This window comes from Spiroplasma endosymbiont of Agriotes lineatus, assembly GCF_964019485.1.
Taxonomy (GTDB): domain Bacteria; phylum Bacillota_I; class Bacilli_A; order Mycoplasmatales; family Nriv7; genus Nriv7.
This window is the reverse complement of record NZ_OZ026448.1, coordinates 875,253-899,205: the sequence shown is the minus strand read 5'-3', so window position 1 is coordinate 899,205 and position 23,953 is coordinate 875,253. Positions and strand designations below refer to the sequence as shown.

The following is a 23,953-nucleotide window of genomic DNA, read 5'->3' as shown; positions in this document are numbered from 1 at the left end:
CTCCAACTTACACATGTGTTAAATCACTAACAACAACTTCATTAGGTTTTTTGTCATTAAATTCACGATTTAAAACATTACTAATTTTGGCATTATTAGCTGTTGTTTTATGATTACGATATTTTAATTTGGTGTATTTAGAAACCAAATTATTTTTGATCATAATGCATCTGATTTTTCGCCGCGATAAGATGATATCTTTTCTTATTAAAACAGCTTTAATTTTACGGGCCCCATAAATTTTGCGACTTTTATTAAATGTATTGACAATTTCTTGTTTATAATTATTAACTTGCTTGTTAGTTAGTGCATTTATTAGGTTGATAGTAATACGTTGATTTTGATAAACCCAAAATCTTACATATTTTCCTCACTGAATATTTGTTTTTGTTGTTATTAATTATTGTTATTTTTTGGCCATTATCAGTGCCGCTTGCTTTAAAATATCGTTTTCCATTCGTAATTGTTTTAATTCTTTTCGTAAGTAAATTAATTCATTTTCTTCATTACTTTGATATCTTTTGCTTTAAAAGAACCAAAATTATCGAATGATTTTATTTAATTAAAAAGGTCGCGTTTAGTTTTCTTAGATATTTTAAAAAAAAATAATCATTTACTATAAATTATTTCAATATGCAAATTAAGTATATATTTCTTATGTATGATTTTTGTTATAAAAAATTATTTTAATGTTATTTTTATAAGCTTTTTCCTTAGTTTTTATAATCTTTTATTGAGATTATGTTTGTTGATATTAAATATTTTGTTTTATTATTTATTTTTTAAATAAAATGATAATTAAATTGTGATTGTTTTTCTTTCGAAATTATTTAAATCTTTACCTATCTAACAAAACTTTATGCATCCAATTATTTTATTGTGTAAAAATTCAATAATATGATAAAATGGTAACGGATAAAAATGACAATAACAAGAGCGGCAGGGTTAGTTTAGTACTTAAATAATATAATTAGCTGATTGTTTTACTTATTTAAAGCAATACCCAAGAAGACTAAACGCGACCTCTAAGTTATCTTGAATTGTGATAGTAATAATGTTATTATACATAAGCCTGAAAAAAATAGGTTAATGTGGGAGAAAATATTTTTGACCACAGCGAGAACAATTATGTACAGGAGGAGGTGTTGCTCGTGGCTAAAAAAATTAAAAGAATTGTTAAATTACAGTTTAATGCGGCGCAAGCTAAGCCGGGCCCGGGGTTGGCTTCATTAGGGATTAATATGCCACAGTTTTGTGTTGCTTTTAATGGTGCAACAAAAACAAGAATGGGTGATGTTGTCCCTGTTATTATTACTGCTTATGATGATAAGTCATTTGATTTTGTTTTAAAAACAACCCCAGCAGCTGTTTTATTAAAAAGAGCAGCTAATATTGAAAAAGGTTCAAGTAGTAGTAAAAAAGAAAAAGTAGCAACGATTACTGAAGATAAAATCAGAGAAATTGCCGAATATAAAATAGTTGATTTAAATGCTAACGATATTGAGAAAGCAATGAAAATTATTGAAGGAACAGCAAGAAATATGGGAATTATTGTTGAAAAGCTATCAAAAGGGGAACAAAAATAGTTATGGTAATTATTAAAAAGAGTCGTTATTCTAAAAATTATCAAAAAGTATCCCAAATGTTTGATAAAATTAAAATATATTCAATTGATGAAGCTGTTTCATTAGTTAAAAAAACTTCAATAACAAAATTTGATGCTACAGTTGAGTTAGTTTTTCTTTTAAATGTTGATCCACGACATGCTGATCAACAACTTCGTGGATCGTTAGTTTTGCCGGCAGGAAGTGGTAAAAAACGAAGAATTTTAGTATTAACTAATAGTATGAATCAAGTGGCGATTGATAATAAAGCTGATTTTGTTGGTGGTAAGGATTTAATTGAAAAAATTCAAAAAGAAAATTGATTTGATTTTGACGTTATTATTGCAACGCCAGATATTATGGTTGAATTAGGAAAGATTGGTAAAATATTAGGACCTAGGGGTTTAATGCCAAATCCAAAAACAGGAACGGTAACTACTGATGTGCAAAAAGCAATTACAGAAGTTCGTAAGGGTAAGATTGAATATCGTGTTGATAAGCAAGGTAATGTTCATGTAATTATTGGTAAGGTTTCTTTTAGTGAAAAGCAGTTAAAGGAAAACTATCAAGCGATTTATGAAACGCTTAGAAAAGTTCGTCCCGCGGCCGTTAAAGGTGCTTATATAAAAAATATTAGTATTAGCACTACTATGGGGCCGGCGATTAAAGTTGCTATTGATAATTAAAGGGACGCACAAAGTTTTGTTATGCAGGAAAAGGTTTAAATAATTTTTAATGACAAGCAACGACAATTTAATTATCATTTTATTTAAAAAATAAGTAATAAAACAAAATATTTAATATCAACAAACATAATCTCAATAAAAGGTTATAAAAACTAAGCAAAATACTTATAAAAAAACATTAAAATAAGTTTTTACAACAAAAATCATACATAAGAAATATATACTTAATTTGAATATTAGACTTGGTACATAACCTTTAATTTTATTTACTTGGAACGGCAACCCTTTTTAGGACAATTTTTATATAGACATTTGTTTTCTAAAAGTAACTGGAGATAAATAATTTAAACTGCCATGTATTCTAAGATTATTGTATCAATTAATGTAATCAAATAATTCAAGTTCTAATTGTGCAAGATCATTGAATTTTCTACCATTAATAAATTCTGTTTTAAAAACTTTATAAGTTGCTTCAGCAACTGCATTATCATATGGACAACCCTTCGCACTCAATGATCTTTGAATTTTAAATGTAGATAATAATTGATCAATTATATTATTTTTAAACTCATTACCTCGGTCGGTATGAAATATTTCAATTTTTGATAATGGTCTAGTAATTCGCATAATAGCTTGATAAACCAACTCCGTATTTTTATTTGGTCCGGAACTATAACCAACAATCTCGCGATTATACAAATCAATTAGGAGACATACATAAAATCATTTAAAACCCACTTTTATATAAGTTAAATCACTAACGATGGTTTCATTTATTTTTCTATTATTAAAGTCTCGGTTTACAATGTTATTTACTGGATGATCATTTACTTGAATATTTTTGCATTTAAGTCTTGTTTTTGTGTACTTTGATATCAAATTATTGTTTTTCATAATGTTTCTAATTTTGCGTCTAGATAGGTTAATACTTTTATGAGCTAATACTACTTTGATTTTTCGAGCTCCATAGACTTGGCGGCTTTCGTTAAATGCACTGATAATTTCTTGATTATAATTATTCACTATTTTCCTTGTGTATTTATTAATTTGATAATAGTAATTGGATTTTGAAATATTTAATAATTTACACATTTTTCTTATTCAAATATTTTTCCTTATTGCTATTAATTATTGTTATTTTTTGGCCATTATCAGTGCGAATTGCTTTAAAATGTCATTTTCCATTTTTAAGTCTTTAAGTTCTTTTCGTAAAGTTATTATTTCATTTTCTTCTAGTTTGCGATTGTCTTTTGCTTTAAATGAACCAGAATTATTATAATTTTTAACTCAACTATAAATAGTTGGTTTTGGTAAATTATATTCTTTCCCTAAATTAATAACACTTTTGCCATTTTTGTATAGCATGACAATTTGTTTTTTAAATTCTTCAGAGTATGAGGTTTTATTTCCCATTTTTATATTCCTTCTTTCTTAATAATTTCGAAGTCTATATAATTATGATCCAACTTATTGTAGCCTATCCATAGGCTACAATAAGTTGGATCATAATTATTGTAGAAACCATATACATATGACAAGATTTTGGTTTTTACAAATTTGCTATTAATTTTAATAAATAAATACGGGCTCATTTATTTATTACAAGAAATATAACGTTAAATTAATATTTATTATTTTTAGTTATGCCTTGTATTTTTTTGTGCCTTGTTACTAATAAACTAAGTTAATTAGTAAACGAAGTTTACTAACAAATTTTGTTAAACATAAATGTTTAAAAAAATAAATATTTAACTAAGTTAAAAGACTAAGTAACTAAGTTAAATATAACTTAATTTAGTATAACTAAATATATTTATAAGGAAGGTATGTATATGCGAAATATTGAAAATATTTTTTTAAATACTGATAAATATCTTTTAAAAGAAACGCAAAATGCAGTATTTATTAAAGCACCAGCAATTCCCTGATTGTATGAATCTACTGGTATTTAGTTTTCAAAACGATTTGTTTATAAAGGAAAATATGAGAATCTTATTTGTATCGGAATAATTAAAGATGGTGAGTATCAGTTGGTTTTAGTTAACAAAAAAGGTCAAGAATCTAGTTTGATTTTAGGTCATGAGCTGTTAGGTTTTTTTGTCGCCGAGAAAGAGCTTGCTAAAAAGGATGTAAGTTTTAATTATTTTAAAAATTCATTTTAAAGGTGTTTTAAGGCATTTTAAGAATATAGGTAAAGAAAAAAATATTGGTTTAAAAGATTTTAGATTGGCTTTTAAGGTGTTTGAACGGCGCGGAAAGCGTATGCTCCGCTCCGCCCGCTAATTATCAATGCTTGTTGAGGTTGTTGAACTAAGTTATTGCAAATTTTTTAAATTTTGAATTAAGTTTAAGGATGGAAAATTAAAATGAAAATGTGATTTAATGTGGATGAGCCCGGTAAAGATTATTATCAAAATTTTATATATTCTATTAATAAAAAAACTGGATTAGAACAAAAAATTTGAGCGTCTAAATCTGCAGTTGAATCTGTTAAAACTGGTTTAGTCGGTGATAATTGACTTTGTGTTAATATTGCATATTAAAAGATTAGAAAATTAAGGAGAAAAGAAAGATGAGTATATTTGGATTAGTATTTTTTACGATTTTAACATTATTACTAGCATATTATATTGCGGTTAATATTTATCGGTTTTTTAAAGATAAAAAGAAATATGGTAGTGAAGCAAAACAGTTGCCAAAAGATTTTACTTATGCACAACGAATATTTATTGCGAAGTTTAAGTGAAGTTTATTAGAACAAGATGAAAAAGAAATTAAAAATTAGGTTTAGAAAATGTTTAAAAAAATAATTATTGAGTTAATTGAATTAATTTATCCAACCGCTGATTTACCGCCCCAAGTTGTATTTTTGTTTTCAATTTTAATAATTGTAATGCTGTTTTCGGCCATTATTTTTCTACTCTTTTGACCTTTTAAGTGGTAATTATTATGTTTTTAGTTGCTTGAAAAGATTTAGATTGAGAAATGACAAAATTGTATTTTTGGGATTTATTTATTCAAATTACAGTTATTCCGACGCGAGTTTCTGGCAAAGAAATTGATTTAACTCAAAAAATACTTTGACTTTTAATAGCGAATATTGCCTTTTGAATGGTATTAATAGTCATCGTCTTATTTATGATTATTTTATTTTATAAGGTTAAATCATATTTTGTTTAGAAAGGGGGTGATTATATGTTTAGAACTTTTTTTGATGTAACAACACCACCGGTAACAATTACTGGTGAACAAGCGGTTACTAACTTATGAAAAGCATTAATTAAAGCATTTGGTAATATTTGAACTGATATTATTGGTGGTAATATGCCAAATGTCGTTAATTTCTTTGCTACATATTGAGTTTTCTTGCTTGGTGTGATTATTGGTTTATTTTTAATTGCTTTCAAAATGTTTGAAAAATTAATGCCTGGCAGATAGTAATAAAAATAAGGAGAGTGTGATTTAAGTGATGCTATTGTTTAAAAAAATAAATTTAAGATTATATGATTTTGTCGCTTTAAATCGCACTTTATTTATTATTACGTGATTTTATGGTGCGATTTTGCATTATTATAATCCCCAAAGTTGATGAATGTTATTTGATATTATTTATTTATTAATTGCTTTGTATATTCTATATACTAAAATTTCTCATTTTTTTGCTCGTCGTAGTTTTATTAATTTCTTATTAAATTCACCCTTAAATTTAGTAATTGGTGCCTTAGGAACTGGAAAAATTGCTTTAATGGTTTTAGCTTCTTACTTATTGAGTGGTTGAAAAACGATTTCTACTTTTTCGATTACCAATAAACAAATGCTTTCATTAGGACATATGTCTTTATTAGATTATAATTATCCAATTTTAGATGAAAAACATTTACTGTTATGAGATGAAACTAACTTATTTTTAGAAGGAACTGATTATAAAGAAAATGATAGGGTAGCTCAAGGTTTACAAGAATATTTCGCTTCGGCTCGAAAATTTACCCATATCGTATCGTATTAGCAAGCGGACAACGAGCCGAACATATATGAATTAAAGTTCGTGATATTGCGAATTCAATAATTGTTGGTATTAGAAAAAAACCAGTTAGTATTTTCCGGCCCTATTTACAAGTTATTTACGGCACTTTTAAATCGGTAAGCGAGTGCGAGCAATGACGATTAACGCTAATTAATGCTAAAAATGATAAAAAAGGTCGCAAAATCAAGTATCGTAGCATTCCAGAATTAGACATTTATTTCTTTAAATTGAAAATTCCGATGTCAATTTTAAACCTTTATGATAATGATAATAAATATTTATCATTCTTGCGTGAATTAAGTAATCGTGCTTTGAATGATAAATATCAACATAAATTTTGAAATGATAATGTAATGGATATTGAAGCATTAGAATATTTAAAAATGGAAAAATTCAGCAAGATACTTACTAAGTTAAAAAATAATCTGAATAAGAAAAACAAGTAAAGGGGTTTAAAAATGGAAAACTTAGAAAAAATGGCTAGTTTGATTGGCGATATGTTTTATAAAGTTTTTGATTTAATTTGAACTTTAACCATTCCCGGAACAGATATTCGCATTATTATTTTTCCGCTAATTATGCTTGTAATAAATCTTGTGATTGGTGGCATTTTAGGTATTCATATTGAACGACCAAAAGTTGGCTTTCGTAAAAAATATCGAAAATCAGTTGCTGATTGAGGAGTCAATAAACAAGTTGGTAATTTTCACCACAAAAAAGCGGTCAAATTACCACAGTTAGACAAAATAAAAATTTTAAATCGTGAAATCAAAGGAGTAAATAAATGTGTTTAAATTAATAATATTATTTATTCTTGTTTCTGTTTTTTCTATTTTTGCTTTAGGTGATTTTTTAGGTTTATGAGCATATGTTCGCGAGGGTTTAGAATATTTTAATAATATTTTATCAAAAAATATTAAAATTTTAGATTTGTTTAAACCAATAATAAGGTTATTTTCTCAACATCCGATTTTCCAAATTTTAGGAACGATTTGTATTTTATCAACAATATATTTAATTTTAAGAGGACCTACTGAATAGAAAAATATTTTAAAAGGAGTTAAAAAATGAAGAAGTTAAAGAAAATATTAAGTATTAAATGATTTAAAAGCGTTTTAGGTTTTATGCATTTTTTTATTATATTTCATACTGTCATGGTTATAATTTGAGTATTTTTAACAAAAATTCGAACTAACACAGATGAGTTTTTTAAAGATTTTATATTGTTTGATTTTCAAAATGTAGTTCTTAAGGTGTATTTTTGATTATTAATCGTTTATTTGTTAATAACTGGTATTAAGTTAATTATTAGGGGTTATTATTTTAATAAAGTTTTTAGAAAGCATCAAATGCAAGTTGTTAATTGTGAATGTTCACAACATAATCAATATAAATTTTCTGATGCTTTTAAAGCGATAAAAAAGAGTTTTAAGGTGTGATGAAATGCATAAGATTATTTCTTGATTTATTATTATAATGTTTATTAGTTTGGTACCGCTAGGGGCTTTCTTTGATACAAAACAATCAACAAAACCTAATATGGAGCATTCCTTTATGAAACGACAAAAACGAGCCACAAACCCTAGTCAATGTGGTAATAGTTGTAAATTGGAGTTTGTTAGTTTAGATAATACATTATTTCAATATCCATATTCATTGCAAAATATAGGCAATTTAATTTTTTATGGTGGTATTAGCCCCTTACCTAGTGATATAAAAGAACGATTTAAATATCATAATTATATAAGTTTTGAAATTGAGAAAGGTGTTGTCCTTGATAAAATTGTGAAATTTTATAAGGATAATGGAGTTTATGGCACTCATAAGACTAGTATTGGTTATTTAATTGATAAGATTATTAATGTTAAATTTTCTATTAGTTTTAAAAGTACTGATTATTATATAACTTCATTTTCGGCTGAAATGTCTCCTCTGCCTGAAAAAGATAAAGAGCAACCGTAACCCACCACGGAAATAACTAGAAATGATGGCGAGTATGATTATATTCAGTTTCAAGATAAATTAGATTATTTAATGGTACAACGGCGAGATTTTGATAAATTTAATTACTCTTACCTATATTGAGTTCCGATTTTTAATTTTTTTGACGATAATTTTAAATATATGAGTGAAATTTCAATTAAATTAAATGGTTTTAAACAAAATAGTAAATTTAGTTTAAGTCGCAAAAATTCATATCTTATACCTGTAATGATGGAAGAAATTATTTTTAGAGAACTTTCTTTTTCTAGTTTTGGCGATGTTATTACTGTAAAAACTGAACATATTAATTATGGGGGTTTTAATGAGTTTTTAGAAAATGGTAAGTCACTTTGAAAGGTTAAAACACGAACAAGTTTTGGAAAAGACTTTATCAACACTTTTTTTGGACAAGTTAATTATTATGGTAATAATTTCCATTTTTTACGCTATGATGACAAATTAAAGACTGATTTTAAAGATTTTATACTTTATTATCAAAAAGATTTAACTATTGATTTTATTAATGTAATGGGTTATTTGATAAAATTTATAAAGTTTTAGGTGGTTTTTTCGTACAATTCTTTTATGCAAGTTTTGATATGGATGTTTCTACTTATGTAGAATTAGATTACAAAGGAATGCAACAAATCCCTAAAAATGTTTTACAAATGGGCTTTTTCTATCGTTCCTTAATTACTTTTTATCCCAAACAGTATTTAATTAACTTTGGTTCAACAATCGAAAATAGTAAGAATATGATTTTTCGTTCCTATTTCTTTGTTAAAGATAAACAAATTGCCAATGGTTTTAATACTGGTAAAAGTTCTTATCAAATAGATTTTAATGTTTTAAAAGCATATGATAACCAATTATGGAATGCTATTAGTAATAAACTGCATTTTTACAATGCCAAAGTTGATGTCATGTATGGAATTAATATTTTTACACTGACTTTTCCACTATATAAAAAGAAAGGTGAAAACACTGAATATCATTATTCTTTATACGATTTTAACATTTTGAATTCAACAGCTTTTATTGGTGGCGGAATAAGTGGTAATATGGATGACTTAATTCCTACGCCCAACTTGCTGTTCTTATTGAGGTTTATTTAGTGCCATATCGTGTGGTATTCAGCACGCTTCTGTTAGCCTGTTAAATTGATTACTTGGTCTTTCGGGGATTAATCTTTTAATTCGCCCCCTTGCGGATATTGCCAAAACAACAATTAATTTTACCAAAACCGCCTTTCCGGTGTTTGAAGTTATTCCGGCATTTCAGATGTTATTTGAATTTGTAGTGCCATTAGCAATCTTATTAATGATATTAAAAAAGTTTTCTTAAATATCTCTAATTATTATATAATGTAATTTCTTTGAAAGGAGGATTTTTATTTATGTGAAAAAAAGTTTAACCGCATTAAGTTTAATAAATGTAATATTAGTTTCTGCTTGTAATTCTGTTAATAGTAAAATTGAAAAAAAATATGATTTGGAGTTTGTTAGTTTAGATAATACATTAATTCAATATCCATATTCATTGCAAAATATAGGCAATTTAATTTTTTACGGTGGCATTAGTCCCTTACCTAGCGATATAGAAGAACGATTTAAATATCATAATTATATAAGTTTTGAAATTGAGAAAGGTGTTGTCCTTGATAAAATTGTGAAATTTTATAAGGATAATGGAGTTTATGGCACTTATAAGACTAGTATTGGTTATTTAATTGATAAGATTATTAATGTTAAATTTTCTATTAGTTTTAAAAGTACTGATTATTATATAACTTCATTTTCGGCTGGAAAACCCTAATTAACTAATAATTTAATAAATATTTTTGAAAATCGTATTTTTTGTAATGCGATTTTCTTAATTTAAGGAGTTTAAAAAAATGAAATATATTATTTCCCGAGCTGATTTAGCTGATTTAAAAGCAAAAGTTCAAAGTTGATTAAGTGCTAATTGTCATAATCCTTATTACTATAAAACTAAAAAACGCATTACGGCCTATTTAAATTTATGCACTTATTTCTATATTCAAGAAACTACTTTAACAAAACTTATTAAAAAATATTTTAAGAATGCGACGAAAACTTTTTATCGTTGAGCACAAAAAATTATGACTGGTTATTATGCTGACAATTTAGATTCGTTATTGTTTAAAACTACAAAACCACAAAGTTTAAATTATCAATATAGTTTAAATTCTCGCAAAAAAGTATGTGATTTATATTTTGATTACAAAAATCTTCAAGCCGGCGGAATGTATTCTTTATTTAACAATTTAAAAATCGGTTTTCACGATATTAAAAATTCAGAAGTTCCTAAAAACATCAAAACCTTTTATCGCTGAATTAAATCTGACTCTCGTTGAAAAGAATTAAAACAACAAATCAAACAAACTAAACGCCATTTTAAGCGTCATGAAGTTCTCCGATATCGGTCTTTTACAAATGGATGCCAAAATCATTACTACATCAAGTTTTCCGGTTGATAAAAAATATTACATTTATGATTTCATTGACGAAATGACACGCATAGCACATTTGGTTATGTTTATGATAGTTTAGTTTAGGAACTAACAATGCCCTTAATGCCGTGCAAAGAGCAATAAAAAATTTCGGAGAACTTGGCATAACCATTAAACGCCTTCGTACTGATAATGCTCCCGAATTTACTACTACTAACTGAAGTAATAAAAAATCGTACAAAGTAAAAGAAAGGGCTTTTACAACCTTTCTTTCGAGAAACGGAATTGTCGACGAAACCACACCGATTCGTTCGCCTCAATCTAATGGGAAGATCGAACGATTTCACCAACATTATAACAAATTATTTTATTCCAAGGATAAAAAATTAAATCAAAATGAACTTCAACATTATTTAAATAAATATTATTACTTTTATAATTTTGAACGCCCTCATTCATCACTGCAAAATAAGTCGCCATTTCAAATATTACAAAAATTTTTAACAAAGTAATTTCTAGAAGTTTAAATAATTATTTTTTACAAAATATTTAACTTGTTGTTCTAAATTATGATTAAAGTGGTTATTCCTAAAATACTTAATATTTTCTCATTTTTATTTTACTTCATGAAACTCAATATTACTATCAAATCCTTGTTTTAATGCCCTATTTGCATTTCCGTTAAAAGTTATACTATCGTTATTATTTATAGTAATTTCTTGTGGTAAAAGATTATATTGTTTTAATTTTTGCATAATTTCTTTAATTGAAATTTTAAATGATTTTTCTTCATTACTTTTACTTGTTATTTGTGAAGTAATTTCGCCATAAATATTTTGTGTTAATTTTAATGTTACTTGTGTTAAAACTTCATCTAATGAAGCAGTAACTTTTATTTTTTGGTTTGGGTTAACTTCAATTTCTTGTGACGGTAATTCTACTTCTGAAGCTTCTTTATATTCATTTGTTTTACTGTTTGAAAAATCAAATGTATTACTTAAAGTTTTTGCTTCTGAGGATGTATTTGTTTCGGAAGAACCATAAGAACCTCCGGCTCCGATTGTTTCAGAAACATTAGAAAAAGGTCATATTCCTCCACTTGCATTTAATTTAATATTTCAATTATGTTCCATACTTGAAGTAGAAGTTTTTTCTATTCTTGTTTCTTCACTTTTTGTTTTACTTAAACCTGTAGTAATTTGAGAATTTACGGTTGTTTCTTTTGTGTATTTACAACTTGGGGTTTTCATATTCTTTTTTGTAGGTAAGTTATGGAATAATGTGGTTGTTCCAAAACAAATACTTTTACTATTTTTAGTGTATGTTGGTTCAATATTTTTTGTTGCTGTTACATTTGAATATATTAGATTACTTGTATTAATATTTTTAATTTCTTTTATAGTAATTCCTTGATTTTTATCTCTAAAACCTAAAAATATACCTTTTTTAATTAATTCATCCAAATTAATTATTCTATTCATTTGATTATTTATTGAATAATATATTTTCTTTTCACCAAAGTACTTATCACTATCGATTTTTGCTCTGATTGTTGCAAAAATATTACTTTTTTCTTTAACTTCTAATTGTGAAATATCTAAATTGGGATTTAAATAATTTAATTCATTTAAAATTGCTATATCGCTATTATTATTTAAATTATGTAATGATTTATTTCTAATAATATTTTTTAAATCTGGTTTAACTGTAAAACTAACTTTTTTATAATTTCTATACTTATTTGAATTATATCCATTAATATTTGCATAAGTAGCTGTTATATTACTAATTCCAACTTTATTAATATCTAAATTAGGATTTACTTTTTTTACAGCATCTAAAATAGTATGTTTATTATTATTATTTAATCAACCTAAATTTGTATTTGTAATAATATGATTTAAATCACCAAAAGAATCATATGTAACTAAATTATTATTTTTAATAAAAAATGTTTTAGTATAATCTCAACAACAACTATCTACATGAGCATATCTTGTTCAATTATTTATGTTATCGATATTAAATCAAGTTCTTCATGGTTCTTTTGTATAAACCACAATTTTATATCCATTTTCATAATTTATTCCATTTTTTAAATTATTATCTTCAATAACTTTTTGCATTCAATCTCTTGTGCCGATTTCAATATCTTTTATTTTATAATTAGAATTATCAAAAATAGTTATTTGTAAATATTTTGTATTATTACCACTTGCAAAATATCTATGAAAATAAGAACTATTCCCCGTAAATTCTATTTTAGAACTATATGGATTTAATTTAATTTCACCTTTATATCAATCATCATAACCATAAAATTTAATTTTTCTGTTACCGCTTGCAAAAGAACCATATTCATAGTCATTGTCTCTTTTATTTCTATTTAAATTTTCTAAATTACTTGTTTGTAAATAATTAATTTCATTTTTTTCTGAAGCTGATGCATTTCCAACAATTCCTGACATTCCACCTCCTGCTATTGTTATTGTTCTCAAAATTCCTAATAATTTTTTCATATTAATTAAATCCCTTTCGTGAATTTTTACTAATTAATAAAATTTGTCAAATAATCAAACAATCTTTCTCCAAATTTAATCTGCAATTTCTTTACCTTGGATTTTAATTATAAACCATTTTAAAAAATTTCCTGTATTATTTGATAATTTATCATCCCTTTTTTAAAAAACTTCTTGTTCTTGTCATAAGTCTGTGGTATATTACATTTGATCATAATTATATAGACTTCGAAATTATTAAGAAAGAAGGAATATAAAAATGGGAAATAAAACCTCATACTCTGAAGAATTTAAAAAACAAATTGTCATGCTATACAAAAATGGCAAAAGTGTTATTAATTTAGGGAAAGAATATAATTTACCAAAACCAACTATTTATAGTTGAGTTAAAAATTATAATAATTCTGGTTCATTTAAAGCAAAAGACAATCGCAAACTAGAAGAAAATGAAATAATAACTTTACGAAAAGAACTTAAAGACTTAAAAATGGAAAATGACATTTTAAAGCAAGCCGCACTGATAATGGCCAAAAAATAACAATAATTAATAGCAATAAGAAAAAATATTCAATAAGAAAAATGTGTAAATTATTAAATATTTCAAAATCCAATTACTATTATCAAATTAATAAATACACAAGGAAAATAGTGAATAATTATAATCAAGAAATTATCAGTGCATTTAACGAAAGCCGCCAAGTCTATGGAGCTCGAAAAATCAAAGTAGTATTAGCTCATAAAAGTATTAACCTATCTAGACGCAAAATTAGAAACATTATGAAAAACAATAATTTGATATCAAAGTACACAAAAACAAGACTTAAATGCAAAAATATTCAAGTAAATAATGATCCAGTAAATAACATTGTATGTAAACCGAGACTTTAATAACAGAAAAATAAATGAAATTATCGTTAGTGACTTAACTTATATAAAAGTGGGTTTTAAATGATTTTATGTGTGTCTCCTAATTGATTTGTATAAGCGCGAGATTGTTGGTTATAGTTCCGGACCAAATAAAAATACGGAGTTGGTTTATCAAGCTATTTATTATGCGAATTACTAGACCATTATCAAAAATTGAAATATTTCATACCGACCGAGGTAATGAGTTTAAAAATAATATAATTAATCAATTATTATCTACATTTAAAATTCAAAGATCATTGAGTGCGAAGGGTTGTCCATATGATAATGCAGTTGCTGAAGCAACTTATAAAGTTTTTAAAACAGAATTTATTAATGGTAGAAAATTCAATGATCTTGCACAATTAGAACTTGAATTATTTGATTACATTAATTGATACAATAATCTTAGAATACACGGCAGTTTAAATTATTTATCTCCAGTTATTTTTAGAAAACAAATGTCTATATAAAAATTGTCCTAAAAAGGGTTGCCAATCCAAAGTTACTTTTAATAAAATGTTAGATATTTTATAAGTAGCTGAAATAGAAAAATTTAAAAAAGATGGTAAAAATAATAAATTATCCTTAGAAAATCGGTTATTAATGACTTTATCATATTGACGAGAATAACGTACTTTTTTTTCATCTTGGTAAAAGTTTTGATATTAGTGAATCTAGTTGTTATCGAAATATCAAATGAATTGAAGATATATTAATTAAACACTCTGATTTTCAACAAGTTGCTGGTAAAAAAACGCTAATAAATGATTATTTTAATGATAAAACAATTATTATTGATGCAACAGAAACACCAATTCAACGCCCAAAAAAAGACAAAAACAATCTTATTCAGGAAAAAAGAAAAAACACACCATTAAAACACAAGTAATTATCGAACAAGAAACCAAAAAAATTATTGCAACAAATTTTTCGCTTGGAAAAAAACATGATTATGCTTTATTTAAAGAATCAAAAATCTCAATTTTAAAAAATACCAAATTAATAGTTGATAGTGGTTATCAAGGAATACAAAAAAATCATAATAATGTTTTAATACACACAAAGAAAACAAAGAAAAACCCTTTAAATAAAGCACAAAAACAACATAATAAAATAATTTTAACAATGAGAATTGTTATTAAAAATATTTTTGCTGTTCTTAAAAAATTTAAAATTATCACAGAAAAATATCGTAATCGTAGAAAACGATTTAGTTTAAGATTTAATTTAATTGCCTCAATTTATATATAATTTGCAATTATTATAGTTAGCATAGAAGATTTATTTAAAATTAAATAATTTAAATAATAAAATCATTTTTTTATTGTGGCAAAATATTAAATTTTTAAATAAAAGACATAATTAATTAAAATTATAAATTGCTATTAGTGTCTTTTTTACAAATATTTGCAATTATTTTGATAGGTTATGCAAGAAGTCTACTTCTTCAAAGCAATACCTAAGAAAACTAAACGCAACCACCTAAAATTAATTATTTAAAAAATGTAATGATTACGATATAATCATTATGTAATTTAAAGATAATAAAAGAAGGTAATTATTTTGCAACTATTTCTAAGTAGTGAAAAAGATTATATTAATATTTTAGGTCAAAATTTATTAATTCAACATTTAATTATATCTTGTATTATTATTGGGATAGTATTTATTGCAATTATTAGTGCAATTTTATTAGTTATTAGTTATCGCAATCGTAATATTAAAAATTCATCTTGAGAAAAGTTTAAAAATGAAAAATTAATTTATAATATTGAATCAGAAATAATTAAAATGAGGCAAGCATTAAAAAATAAATAGTTATATTTTTATAAGGTAGGCAATAAGATATGTCATGAAAAGAAAAAATAATGGATAAGTTTTTTAATAAAGTAGAACAAAAGCGACTTAATGATAATAAATTAAAGGCAGAGCAACTTGATCCATATTTTCCTTGCGAAAGAAAACAAAAGCAAAATGATGTTCCTCGAGTATTATTAATCGGGGCTGTCCAAAATTCTGTGTCTCGATAATTCATTCTGAATTATACTTAAACGAAGGAGAACAGAAAATGACAAAAAAAAATAAAAAAAGAACCTGATACAATTGCTAAAGTTGTTGATTATTTTTTAGAAAATATTGATAATCCACAAAATTTATTTAAAAGTAATAATATTTTTCAGGAATTTATCAAAAAATTAACTGAAAGAATGTTAAATACGGAAATTAAAGATCATCTTGAAACTGATGAGAATCATAATAAAAGAAATGGCAACACACAAAAAACCATTATTACTTAAAAATGGTTCAATCGTAATTGATGTACCAAGAGATCGAAATAGTACTTTTGAACCAGTAATTATTCCAAAAAGACAAAGAAAATTTGATAACTTTGATCAAAAAGTAATTTCTTTATATGCAAGAGGAATGACAATTTCTGATATCAAAGCACAATTGCAAGGATTCTATCACGGAGCAGAAGTTTCAGAAAGTTTAATTATTCAAATAACTAATGATATTATTGAAGAAGTTAAAATGTGACAAATTAAACATTTAGAGAAGATTTATCAGATTGTTTATTTTGATTGTATTGTTGTTAAAGTAAAGCAAGATAAACGAATAATAAATAAAGCAGTTTATCTTGCCTTAGGAATTAATATAAATAGCTTAAAAGATATTTTAGGAATGTGAATTAGTGAAAATGAGGGAGCCAAATTTTGACTGAATAATCTTACGGAAATGAAAAATCGCGGATTACAAGATATTCTTGTTGCTTGTAGTGATAATTTAACAGGAATGTCTGATGCAATAGAAGCTGTTTTTTCAAAAACACAACATCAATTATGTATTGTTCATCAAATTCGTAATAGTTTAAAATTTGTTCCTTACAAAGATCGCAAACTGGTAGCTAATGATTTAAAATCAATTTATACAGCAATTAATGAAGAAATAGCGTTAGTTGCTTTAGACAATTTTGCTGAAAAGTGAGATAAAAAATACCCCCAAATTGCTAAATCATGAAAAAATAACTGAGATAATTTAATAATTTTTCTTGAATATCCTCAAGAATTTAGAATAATTATTTATACAACTAATGCAATAGAGTCTGTTAATAGTCAATCAAGAAAAGTCATTAAAAATAAAAAGATTTTTCCTAATGATTTATCAGTTTTTAAAATATTTTATTTAGCATTTCAAAATATGACTAAAAAATGAACAATGTCAATTCAAAATTGGGGTAGTGCAATTTCACATTTAATGATAAAATTTGAAGACAGAGCAGAGTGAATTTAAGTTAATTACTTAGAGACACAGGTTAATTGTACAATCCCAATTAATAATCGTTATGAATTTACAGTTGATGATAAAAAATGTTTTAATTCTGATATTAAAGAACCAACATCATATTATGAAAAAAATTATAATTTACCAAAAGCAAGAATTTATAGCCCTAAAAATGGTTATAATCGTGAATTTGGCGGGAAGCCGTATCAACAAAATGCGACAACAATAACTCTTATCGATATCCACAACAACAAATATTAGATTCATCACCTAATGATTTTTTAGAAGATAATCATAATGATTATAGTCCAATACTATATCAAAAATCACATCAAGAACTATATTTATCTTATAATGAACCACGAACCAGAAGCACAATAATTATCTTATCGTTCGTTAAGTTTAAAAACTATTCCTAAGGAAATTGCTAATGAGATTTGTAATAAAAAATATCGTTTGGTTTTAACAATGATTATTGGTTTTTTAGGAATAATCTTTTCTTCAATACCGTTAATTTTATGATTTTTAAAGCACCAAAATATTGTTATTGACAATGAAAATTTAATTCCTCATTCAATTTTAATGATATCATTATGTATTGTGTCATTAGGTTTATTTTTTATTTCTTTATTTGATTGAATTAAAATTAAAAAAGAAGTGGAAGGATATTTAAAAAAAGCTAAATTAGGAAATAATGTTATTCCTAATTTTATTATCGCTAATTATCGAAAAATGCATATTCGTAGTATTATTATTAACTGAGTAGCTTTTCCTTTGTATATTATTGGTGCTATGATCATTGCTATTCTTTGTGGATTATCAGGAGCAATCCAACCAAAAATTTTTGGTTTTTTAATTTTAGATATGACGATTAGAGATTTAACAACAGAAATTATTATTTTAACAGGAATATTATTTGCCTTGTTTTTTTACAAGTATTAAATATTATTTTTTTAGTAAAAGAAAAGCTAATATTATTGGTTTTTATGGTTATGAAATTATTAATCCATATGAAATGTATGAATTAAAGCGGGCAATAAATCGTCGCTGTTTATGAATTTGATTAATGATTATTTTGATTATGTTTTTTGTTATCGCGATTACGATTTGATTATTAGGAAGAAAAAAAATTAAGTTTAATTCAAGTTAAAATGTATTTTAATTTATTTGTAAATCTTTTTATTAAAAATGATAGAAATCATCAATTGCAAATTATTAATCAAAAATTAATTGTTAAATAAGATTTCAATATTATTATTGATAATATTGAACAAGAAATAATTCGTGAGCAAGAAAATTTACAACAGTTACAAACAATATATATTGCTGTTAATTGTTCTCGTGACCTTGATTTTGAACAATGAAAGCGAATTTTAAACATATTACAACCATTAGCAAGTAATATTATTGAATATAATTTAGAATTACATTGTAATGATAATGATGAATTATTTTTGTTATGAAATAGTTATGGTGTCAATCGTTTAATATGAAAAGTAATTTCGTTTAGTAGGGCTGTATTATCACAAAATAATTATTGTGATAATATTAATTATGTTAATCAAATTAATAAAGCATTAACTAATGGTTTTAAAAATCAAGCAATTGATTTATTTTATAATTTAAAAGGATATTCTAAAGCTGTTATTCAAAACGATTTAAATATTTTAAGAAAATTATCTGTTGATCATATTAGTTATTATGAAGATGATAATAATTGTGTTGTAATTAAATATCAATGATTGAAAAATATTTTAAAAGAAAATGGTTATTTACCTTATGAGAAAAATAATTTTATTACTAATAAAGGCATTAAATCACAACATCAATATAGTTATTGAACTTTACAGAATTATTTGAGTGTTGGTAGGGGTTCTATTTCTTTTCATAAAAATTCACAAATAGTTATCTTCCAAAATACTAATGAATATCCATTATGGCGGCAAACAATTACTAAAATTACAAAACAGGAAATATTATGCACAAATTTTTATTATGGGATTAGGACTACTTGAAGGTGTTAATTTGAGAACAAAGCAAAATAAAGTAGCTTATGAATATTTTAAAAATGAGATTAATAAACTGATCACAAAAAAGAAACTAAATATTAAAAATAATTTTCTTTTTTGTGATCAAGATAAATGAGAAAATTTAGATGATATTTTATTATCATTTATTTAATATTGAAAACAAGTTATAATGGAGAAGGAAATATTAATTGCCGGGCCGGTTTGGATCAATCAGTAGAGCACACTCATTGTAAGGGGGGCGAGGTCAAGAGTTCAATTCTCCTTAACCGGCGGCGGCAGCACTGGAGAGTTGTGTGAGTGGTTTAAACAGTCATCTTGGAAAGGTGATGAATTCGAAAGGATTCCACGGGTTCGAACCCCGTACTCTCCGCCATAAAACGAAATATAGTAAATAAATGTTTATAAAGGTGTTTTTTATGAAAAAAAGTACTATTTTAGATGAAAAAGTTAAATTACATAATGGTATTATGATGCCAATTATGAGTTTTGGAACATATAAAATTGAAAATAATGAAATTAGGTAAGCAAGCCATTTTAGAAGCCTTAAATCAGGGTTATCGGCATATTGTGATACGGCTAAAATTTATGGGAATGAATAAATCATTTGTCAAGCAATTAAAGAAAGTAATATTTCTTGCAGTGAAATTTTTGTTATAACGAAACTTTGAGGTAATGAATTAACAAAAGAACAGTATTTACAAGAGATTGATAACTCGTTAGAAAAATTAGGTTTGGAATTTGTTGATTTATTTTTAATGCATTGACCGTGAAATAATCGCAAAATTGCTTGAGAATTATTAGAAGAAATATATCATGCTAAAAAAGCTTGTGCGATTGGTGTTAGTAATTTTAATATTTAACAGTTAGAACAATTAAAACAAGATGCTAAAGAGTTACCGGTTGCTAATCAAATTGAGTTTCATCCAGGATTAAATCAAACGGAATTAGCATATCATCAAAAAAATAATATTGTAATTATTGGTTGGGGGACAATGAAATATCATGATTCTTTACCAGAAGGTTGTGAACAGATTGCTCGTGAATATAATAAAACAATTCAACAATTATTTTTACGATGAACTTATCAACATCAAAGTTTAATAATTCTAAAGTCAATGCATAAGGCGCGGATTATTGAAAATAGTGTGATTGATGATTTTAAAATTAGTGATGAACATATGAAGTGAATTGATAGTTTACCACAATCACGAAAAGGCCCTGATTCTAATAATTTTGATTTTGGGAATTAGAAAAAATTCCTTGTAATTTTACAAGGAATTTTTATATATTGCTAACTTTAAACTAATGAAGGTCGCGTTTAGTTTTCTTAGGTATTGTTTTGAAGAAGTAAAACAATCAGCTAATTATATTATTTAATTACTAAACTAACCCTACCCTTCTTTTTATTGTCATTTTTATTCATTACCATTCTATCATATTATTGAATTTTTACACAATAAAAATTATTAATATTATTAAATTTTTACTAATATATATTAATTTATATTTTTACTTACTTAAATCTATTATATTTGTTTGTTACAGCATTACCTTTATAATTAATTCAACTATCATCATTTTTATTATTATATTTATTTCATAATGAATTTTTATATATTTCTTTTCTGATTTCTATGGATAGGCTACAATAAGTTGGACCATAATTATATAGACTTCGAAATTATTAAGAAAGAAGGAATATAAAAATGGGAAATAAAACCTCATACTCTGAAGAATTTAAAAAACAAATTGTCATGCTATACAAAAATGGCAAAAGTGTTATTAATTTAGGGAAAAAATATAATTTACCAAAACCAACTATTTATAGTTGAGTTAAAAATTATAATAATTCTGGTTCATTTAAAGCAAAAGACAATCGCAAACTAGAAGAAAATGAAATAATAACTTTACGAAAAGAACTTAAAGACTTAAAAATGGAAAATGACATTTTAAAGCAAGCCGCACTGATAATGGCCAAAAAATAACAATAATTAATAGCAATAAGAAAAAATATTCGATAAGAAAAATGTGTAAATTATTAAATATTTCAAAATCCAATTACTATTATCAAATTAATAAATACACAAGGAAAATAGTGAATAATTATAATCAAGAAATTATCAGTGCATTTAACGAAAGCCGCCAAGTCTATGGAGCTCGAAAAATCAAAGTAGTATTAGCTCATAAAAGTATTAACCTATCTAGACGCAAAATTAGAAACATTATGAAAAACAATAATTTGATATCAAAGTACACAAAAACAAGACTTAAATGCAAAAATATTCAAGTAAATAATGATCCAGTAAATAACATTGTATGTAAACCGAGACTTTAATAACAGAAAAATAAATGAAATTATCGTTAGTGACTTAACTTATATAAAAGTGGGTTTTAAATGATTTTATGTGTGTCTCCTAATTGATTTGTATAAGCGCGAGATTGTTGGTTATAGTTCCGGACCAAATAAAAATACGGAGTTGGTTTATCAAGCTATTTATTATGCGAATTACTAGACCATTATCAAAAATTGAAATATTTCATACCGACCGAGGTAATGAGTTTAAAAATAATATAATTAATCAATTATTATCTACATTTAAAATTCAAAGATCATTGAGTGCGAAGGGTTGTCCATATGATAATGCAGTTGCTGAAGCAACTTATAAAGTTTTTAAAACAGAATTTATTAATGGTAGAAAATTCAATGATCTTGCACAATTAGAACTTGAATTATTTGATTACATTAATTGATAAAATAATCTTAGAATACACGGCAGTTTAAATTATTTATCTCCAGTTATTTTTAGAAAACAAATGTCTATATAAAAATTGTCCTAAAAAGGGTTGCCAATCCAAAGTTACTTTTAATAAAATGTTAGATATTTTATAAGTAGCTGAAATAGAAAAATTTAAAAAAGATGGTAAAAATAATAAATTATCCTTAGAAAATCGGTTATTAATGACTTTATCATATTGACGAGAATAACGTACTTTTTTTTCATCTTGGTAAAAGTTTTGATATTAGTGAATCTAGTTGTTATCGAAATATCAAATGAATTGAAGATATATTAATTAAACACTCTGATTTTCAACAAGTTGCTGGTAAAAAAACGCTAATAAATGATTATTTTAATGATAAAACAATTATTATTGATGCAACAGAAACACCAATTCAACGCCCAAAAAAAGACAAAAACAATCTTATTCAGGAAAAAAGAAAAAACACACCATTAAAACACAAGTAATTATCGAACAAGAAACCAAAAAAATTATTGCAACAAATTTTTCGCTTGGAAAAAAACATGATTATGCTTTATTTAAAGAATCAAAAATCTCAATTTTAAAAAATACCAAATTAATAGTTGATAGTGGTTATCAAGGAATACAAAAAAATCATAATAATGTTTTAATACACACAAAGAAAACAAAGAAAAACCCTTTAAATAAAGCACAAAAACAACATAATAAAATAATTTTAACAATGAGAATTGTTATTAAAAATATTTTTGCTGTTCTTAAAAAATTTAAAATTATCACAGAAAAATATCGTAATCGTAGAAAACGATTTAGTTTAAGATTTAATTTAATTGCCTCAATTTATATATAATTTGCAATTATTATAGTTAGCATAGAAGATTTATTTAAAATTAAATAATTTAAATAATAAAATCATTTTTTTATTGTGGCAAAATATTAAATTTTTAAATAAAAGACATAATTAATTAAAATTATAAATTGCTATTAGTGTCTTTTTTACAAATATTTGCAATTATTTTGATAGGTTATGCAAGAAGTCTACTTCTTCAAAGCAATACCTAAGAAAACTAAACGCAACCACCTAAAATTAATTATTTAAAAAATGTAATGATTACGATATAATCATTATGTAATTTAAAGATAATAAAAGAAGGTAATTATTTTGCAACTATTTCTAAGTAGTGAAAAAGATTATATTAATATTTTAGGTCAAAATTTATTAATTCAACATTTAATTATATCTTGTATTATTATTGGGATAGTATTTATTGCAATTATTAGTGCAATTTTATTAGTTATTAGTTATCGCAATCGTAATATTAAAAATTCATCTTGAGAAAAGTTTAAAAATGAAAAATTAATTTATAATATTGAATCAGAAATAATTAAAATGAGGCAAGCATTAAAAAATAAATAGTTATATTTTTATAAGGTAGGCAATAAGATATGTCATGAAAAGAAAAAATAATGGATAAGTTTTTTAATAAAGTAGAACAAAAGCGACTTAATGATAATAAATTAAAGGCAGAGCAACTTGATCCATATTTTCCTTGCGAAAGAAAACAAAAGCAAAATGATGTTCCTCGAGTATTATTAATCGGGGCTGTCCAAAATTCTGTGTCTCGATAATTCATTCTGAATTATACTTAAACGAAGGAGAACAGAAAATGACAAAAAAAAATAAAA

29 protein-coding genes, 2 tRNA genes and 6 pseudogenes are annotated in these 23,953 nt (G+C 24.9%); 33 read left to right on the top strand and 4 right to left on the bottom strand.

Translation table 4 applies throughout. The features are described from left to right. Positions 1-7: 7 nt before the first annotated feature. Positions 8-271 (bottom strand): IS3 family transposase, encoded by a 264-nt coding sequence (locus tag AACK93_RS05880; protein WP_339025451.1) that lies wholly within the window; start codon positions 269-271, stop codon positions 8-10. Positions 272-1,151: 880 nt separating this feature from the next. Here AACK93_RS05880 and rplK point away from each other — a divergent pair. Together rplK and rplA are read left to right on the top strand one after the other, a co-directional pair. Then, on the top strand, positions 1,152-1,586 hold the full coding sequence (rplK, locus tag AACK93_RS05875; protein WP_339024123.1) for a 50S ribosomal protein L11: 435 nt from the start codon (positions 1,152-1,154) through the stop codon (positions 1,584-1,586). 2 nt (positions 1,587-1,588) lie between these two features. Then, complete coding sequence (rplA, locus tag AACK93_RS05870) at positions 1,589-2,290, top strand: 50S ribosomal protein L1 (protein WP_339024122.1); 702 nt, start codon at positions 1,589-1,591, stop codon at positions 2,288-2,290. A gap of 300 nt (positions 2,291-2,590) precedes the next feature. Here the strand turns inward: rplA and AACK93_RS05865 are convergent. After that, positions 2,591-3,703 (bottom strand): annotated as a pseudogene (locus AACK93_RS05865) (IS3 family transposase). 953 nt (positions 3,704-4,656) lie between these two features. Between AACK93_RS05865 and AACK93_RS05860 the strand changes: the two are divergent. Together AACK93_RS05860 and AACK93_RS05855 are read left to right on the top strand one after the other, a co-directional pair. Next, positions 4,657-4,833: a hypothetical protein gene (locus AACK93_RS05860; RefSeq protein ID WP_339024121.1), complete on the top strand. Its 177-nt coding sequence runs from the start codon at positions 4,657-4,659 to the stop codon at positions 4,831-4,833. Positions 4,834-4,862: 29 nt separating this feature from the next. Next, complete coding sequence (locus AACK93_RS05855; protein WP_339024120.1) at positions 4,863-5,075, top strand: hypothetical protein; 213 nt, start codon at positions 4,863-4,865, stop codon at positions 5,073-5,075. Between the two features lie 148 nt (positions 5,076-5,223). Here AACK93_RS05855 and AACK93_RS05850 read toward each other — a convergent pair whose 3' ends face one another. After that, positions 5,224-5,418, bottom strand: coding sequence for a hypothetical protein (locus AACK93_RS05850; protein WP_339024119.1), 195 nt, complete (start codon positions 5,416-5,418; stop codon positions 5,224-5,226). Positions 5,419-5,485: 67 nt separating this feature from the next. Between AACK93_RS05850 and AACK93_RS05845 the strand changes: the two genes are divergently transcribed. The 12 genes from AACK93_RS05845 (at position 5,486) to AACK93_RS05790 (ending at position 11,282) form a co-directional block, all read left to right on the top strand. Further along, the gene (locus tag AACK93_RS05845) at positions 5,486-5,728 is read left to right on the top strand and encodes a hypothetical protein (RefSeq protein ID WP_339024118.1); all 243 of its coding nucleotides are present in this window, start codon (positions 5,486-5,488) and stop codon (positions 5,726-5,728) included. Positions 5,729-5,759: 31 nt separating this feature from the next. Then, the gene (locus tag AACK93_RS05840; RefSeq protein ID WP_339024117.1) at positions 5,760-6,296 is read left to right on the top strand and encodes a hypothetical protein; all 537 of its coding nucleotides are present in this window, start codon (positions 5,760-5,762) and stop codon (positions 6,294-6,296) included. 257 nt (positions 6,297-6,553) lie between these two features. After that, entirely contained in the window at positions 6,554-6,760 is a 207-nt protein-coding gene (locus AACK93_RS05835) for a hypothetical protein (RefSeq protein ID WP_339024116.1), read from the top strand. A 12-nt stretch (positions 6,761-6,772) separates the two neighbouring features. Next, entirely contained in the window at positions 6,773-7,108 is a 336-nt protein-coding gene (locus tag AACK93_RS05830) for a hypothetical protein (protein WP_339024115.1), read from the top strand. Continuing rightward, entirely contained in the window at positions 7,101-7,355 is a 255-nt protein-coding gene (locus tag AACK93_RS05825) for a hypothetical protein (protein ID WP_339024114.1), read from the top strand. Before AACK93_RS05830 ends, AACK93_RS05825 begins: the two co-directional genes overlap by 8 nt. A 26-nt stretch (positions 7,356-7,381) precedes the next feature. Next, positions 7,382-7,765, top strand: coding sequence for a hypothetical protein (locus AACK93_RS05820; RefSeq protein ID WP_339024113.1), 384 nt, complete (start codon positions 7,382-7,384; stop codon positions 7,763-7,765). Next, positions 7,758-8,276, top strand: coding sequence for a hypothetical protein (locus AACK93_RS05815; RefSeq protein WP_339024112.1), 519 nt, complete (start codon positions 7,758-7,760; stop codon positions 8,274-8,276). The genes AACK93_RS05820 and AACK93_RS05815 overlap by 8 nt, the downstream gene beginning before the upstream one ends. A gap of 72 nt (positions 8,277-8,348) precedes the next feature. Beyond that, entirely contained in the window at positions 8,349-8,858 is a 510-nt protein-coding gene (locus AACK93_RS05810) for a hypothetical protein (RefSeq protein ID WP_339024111.1), read from the top strand. A gap of 38 nt (positions 8,859-8,896) precedes the next feature. After that, the gene (locus AACK93_RS05805; protein ID WP_339024110.1) at positions 8,897-9,412 is read left to right on the top strand and encodes a hypothetical protein; all 516 of its coding nucleotides are present in this window, start codon (positions 8,897-8,899) and stop codon (positions 9,410-9,412) included. Between the two features lie 283 nt (positions 9,413-9,695). Continuing rightward, a complete protein-coding gene (locus AACK93_RS05800) occupies positions 9,696-10,112 on the top strand; it encodes a hypothetical protein (protein ID WP_339024109.1) in 417 nt (138 codons plus the stop codon). Between the two features lie 79 nt (positions 10,113-10,191). Next, complete coding sequence (locus AACK93_RS05795; RefSeq protein ID WP_339024108.1) at positions 10,192-10,797, top strand: hypothetical protein; 606 nt, start codon at positions 10,192-10,194, stop codon at positions 10,795-10,797. 101 nt (positions 10,798-10,898) lie between these two features. Further along, the gene (locus AACK93_RS05790; RefSeq protein ID WP_339024107.1) at positions 10,899-11,282 is read left to right on the top strand and encodes an integrase core domain-containing protein; all 384 of its coding nucleotides are present in this window, start codon (positions 10,899-10,901) and stop codon (positions 11,280-11,282) included. Positions 11,283-11,384: 102 nt separating this feature from the next. On the opposite strand, the gene AACK93_RS05785 is transcribed toward AACK93_RS05790, so the two are convergent. After that, entirely contained in the window at positions 11,385-13,289 is a 1,905-nt protein-coding gene (locus AACK93_RS05785; protein ID WP_339024106.1) for an ETX/MTX2 family pore-forming toxin, read from the bottom strand. Between the two features lie 259 nt (positions 13,290-13,548). Between AACK93_RS05785 and AACK93_RS05780 the strand changes: the two are divergent. The 17 genes and pseudogenes from AACK93_RS05780 to AACK93_RS05700 all read left to right on the top strand — a co-directional run bounded on the left by AACK93_RS05780 (position 13,549) and on the right by AACK93_RS05700 (position 23,896). Further along, positions 13,549-14,668, top strand: a pseudogene (locus tag AACK93_RS05780) (IS3 family transposase). A 361-nt stretch (positions 14,669-15,029) separates the two neighbouring features. Continuing rightward, positions 15,030-15,449: pseudogene (locus AACK93_RS05775) on the top strand (transposase family protein); the annotation flags it as partial. Positions 15,450-15,761: 312 nt separating this feature from the next. Then, positions 15,762-16,016 (top strand): hypothetical protein, encoded by a 255-nt coding sequence (locus AACK93_RS05770; protein WP_339024104.1) that lies wholly within the window; start codon positions 15,762-15,764, stop codon positions 16,014-16,016. A gap of 29 nt (positions 16,017-16,045) precedes the next feature. Continuing rightward, positions 16,046-16,228 (top strand): hypothetical protein, encoded by a 183-nt coding sequence (locus tag AACK93_RS05765; protein WP_339024103.1) that lies wholly within the window; start codon positions 16,046-16,048, stop codon positions 16,226-16,228. 72 nt (positions 16,229-16,300) lie between these two features. Beyond that, positions 16,301-17,489: pseudogene (locus tag AACK93_RS05760) on the top strand (IS256 family transposase). 459 nt (positions 17,490-17,948) lie between these two features. Then, positions 17,949-18,422, top strand: a complete 474-nt coding sequence (locus AACK93_RS05755) for an MSC_0882 family membrane protein (RefSeq protein ID WP_339024105.1) — start codon at positions 17,949-17,951, stop codon at positions 18,420-18,422. After that, positions 18,397-18,630: a hypothetical protein gene (locus AACK93_RS05750; protein ID WP_339024100.1), complete on the top strand. Its 234-nt coding sequence runs from the start codon at positions 18,397-18,399 to the stop codon at positions 18,628-18,630. The genes AACK93_RS05755 and AACK93_RS05750 overlap by 26 nt, the downstream gene beginning before the upstream one ends. 304 nt (positions 18,631-18,934) lie before the next feature. Beyond that, positions 18,935-19,504: a hypothetical protein gene (locus AACK93_RS05745; protein ID WP_339024099.1), complete on the top strand. Its 570-nt coding sequence runs from the start codon at positions 18,935-18,937 to the stop codon at positions 19,502-19,504. 1 nt (position 19,505) lies between these two features. Next, a complete protein-coding gene (locus AACK93_RS05740) occupies positions 19,506-19,661 on the top strand; it encodes a hypothetical protein (RefSeq protein WP_339024098.1) in 156 nt (51 codons plus the stop codon). A 44-nt stretch (positions 19,662-19,705) separates the two neighbouring features. Further along, positions 19,706-19,782 (top strand) — tRNA-Tyr (locus AACK93_RS05735). Between the two features lie 11 nt (positions 19,783-19,793). Further along, a tRNA-Ser gene (locus tag AACK93_RS05730) sits at positions 19,794-19,883 on the top strand. A gap of 358 nt (positions 19,884-20,241) precedes the next feature. Next, positions 20,242-20,370 carry a hypothetical protein gene (locus AACK93_RS05725; protein ID WP_339024097.1) on the top strand — a complete coding sequence of 43 codons (129 nt, stop codon included), beginning with the start codon at positions 20,242-20,244 and terminating at the stop codon, positions 20,368-20,370. Positions 20,371-20,502: 132 nt separating this feature from the next. After that, positions 20,503-20,760: a hypothetical protein gene (locus tag AACK93_RS05720; RefSeq protein ID WP_339024096.1), complete on the top strand. Its 258-nt coding sequence runs from the start codon at positions 20,503-20,505 to the stop codon at positions 20,758-20,760. 456 nt (positions 20,761-21,216) lie between these two features. After that, a pseudogene (locus tag AACK93_RS05715) lies at positions 21,217-22,336 on the top strand (IS3 family transposase). A gap of 361 nt (positions 22,337-22,697) precedes the next feature. Further along, positions 22,698-23,117 (top strand): annotated as a pseudogene (locus AACK93_RS05710) (transposase family protein); the annotation flags it as partial. 312 nt (positions 23,118-23,429) lie between these two features. Further along, positions 23,430-23,684, top strand: coding sequence for a hypothetical protein (locus AACK93_RS05705; protein ID WP_339024104.1), 255 nt, complete (start codon positions 23,430-23,432; stop codon positions 23,682-23,684). Between the two features lie 29 nt (positions 23,685-23,713). Continuing rightward, entirely contained in the window at positions 23,714-23,896 is a 183-nt protein-coding gene (locus AACK93_RS05700; protein WP_339024103.1) for a hypothetical protein, read from the top strand. The last annotated feature ends 57 nt before the right edge of the window (positions 23,897-23,953 follow it).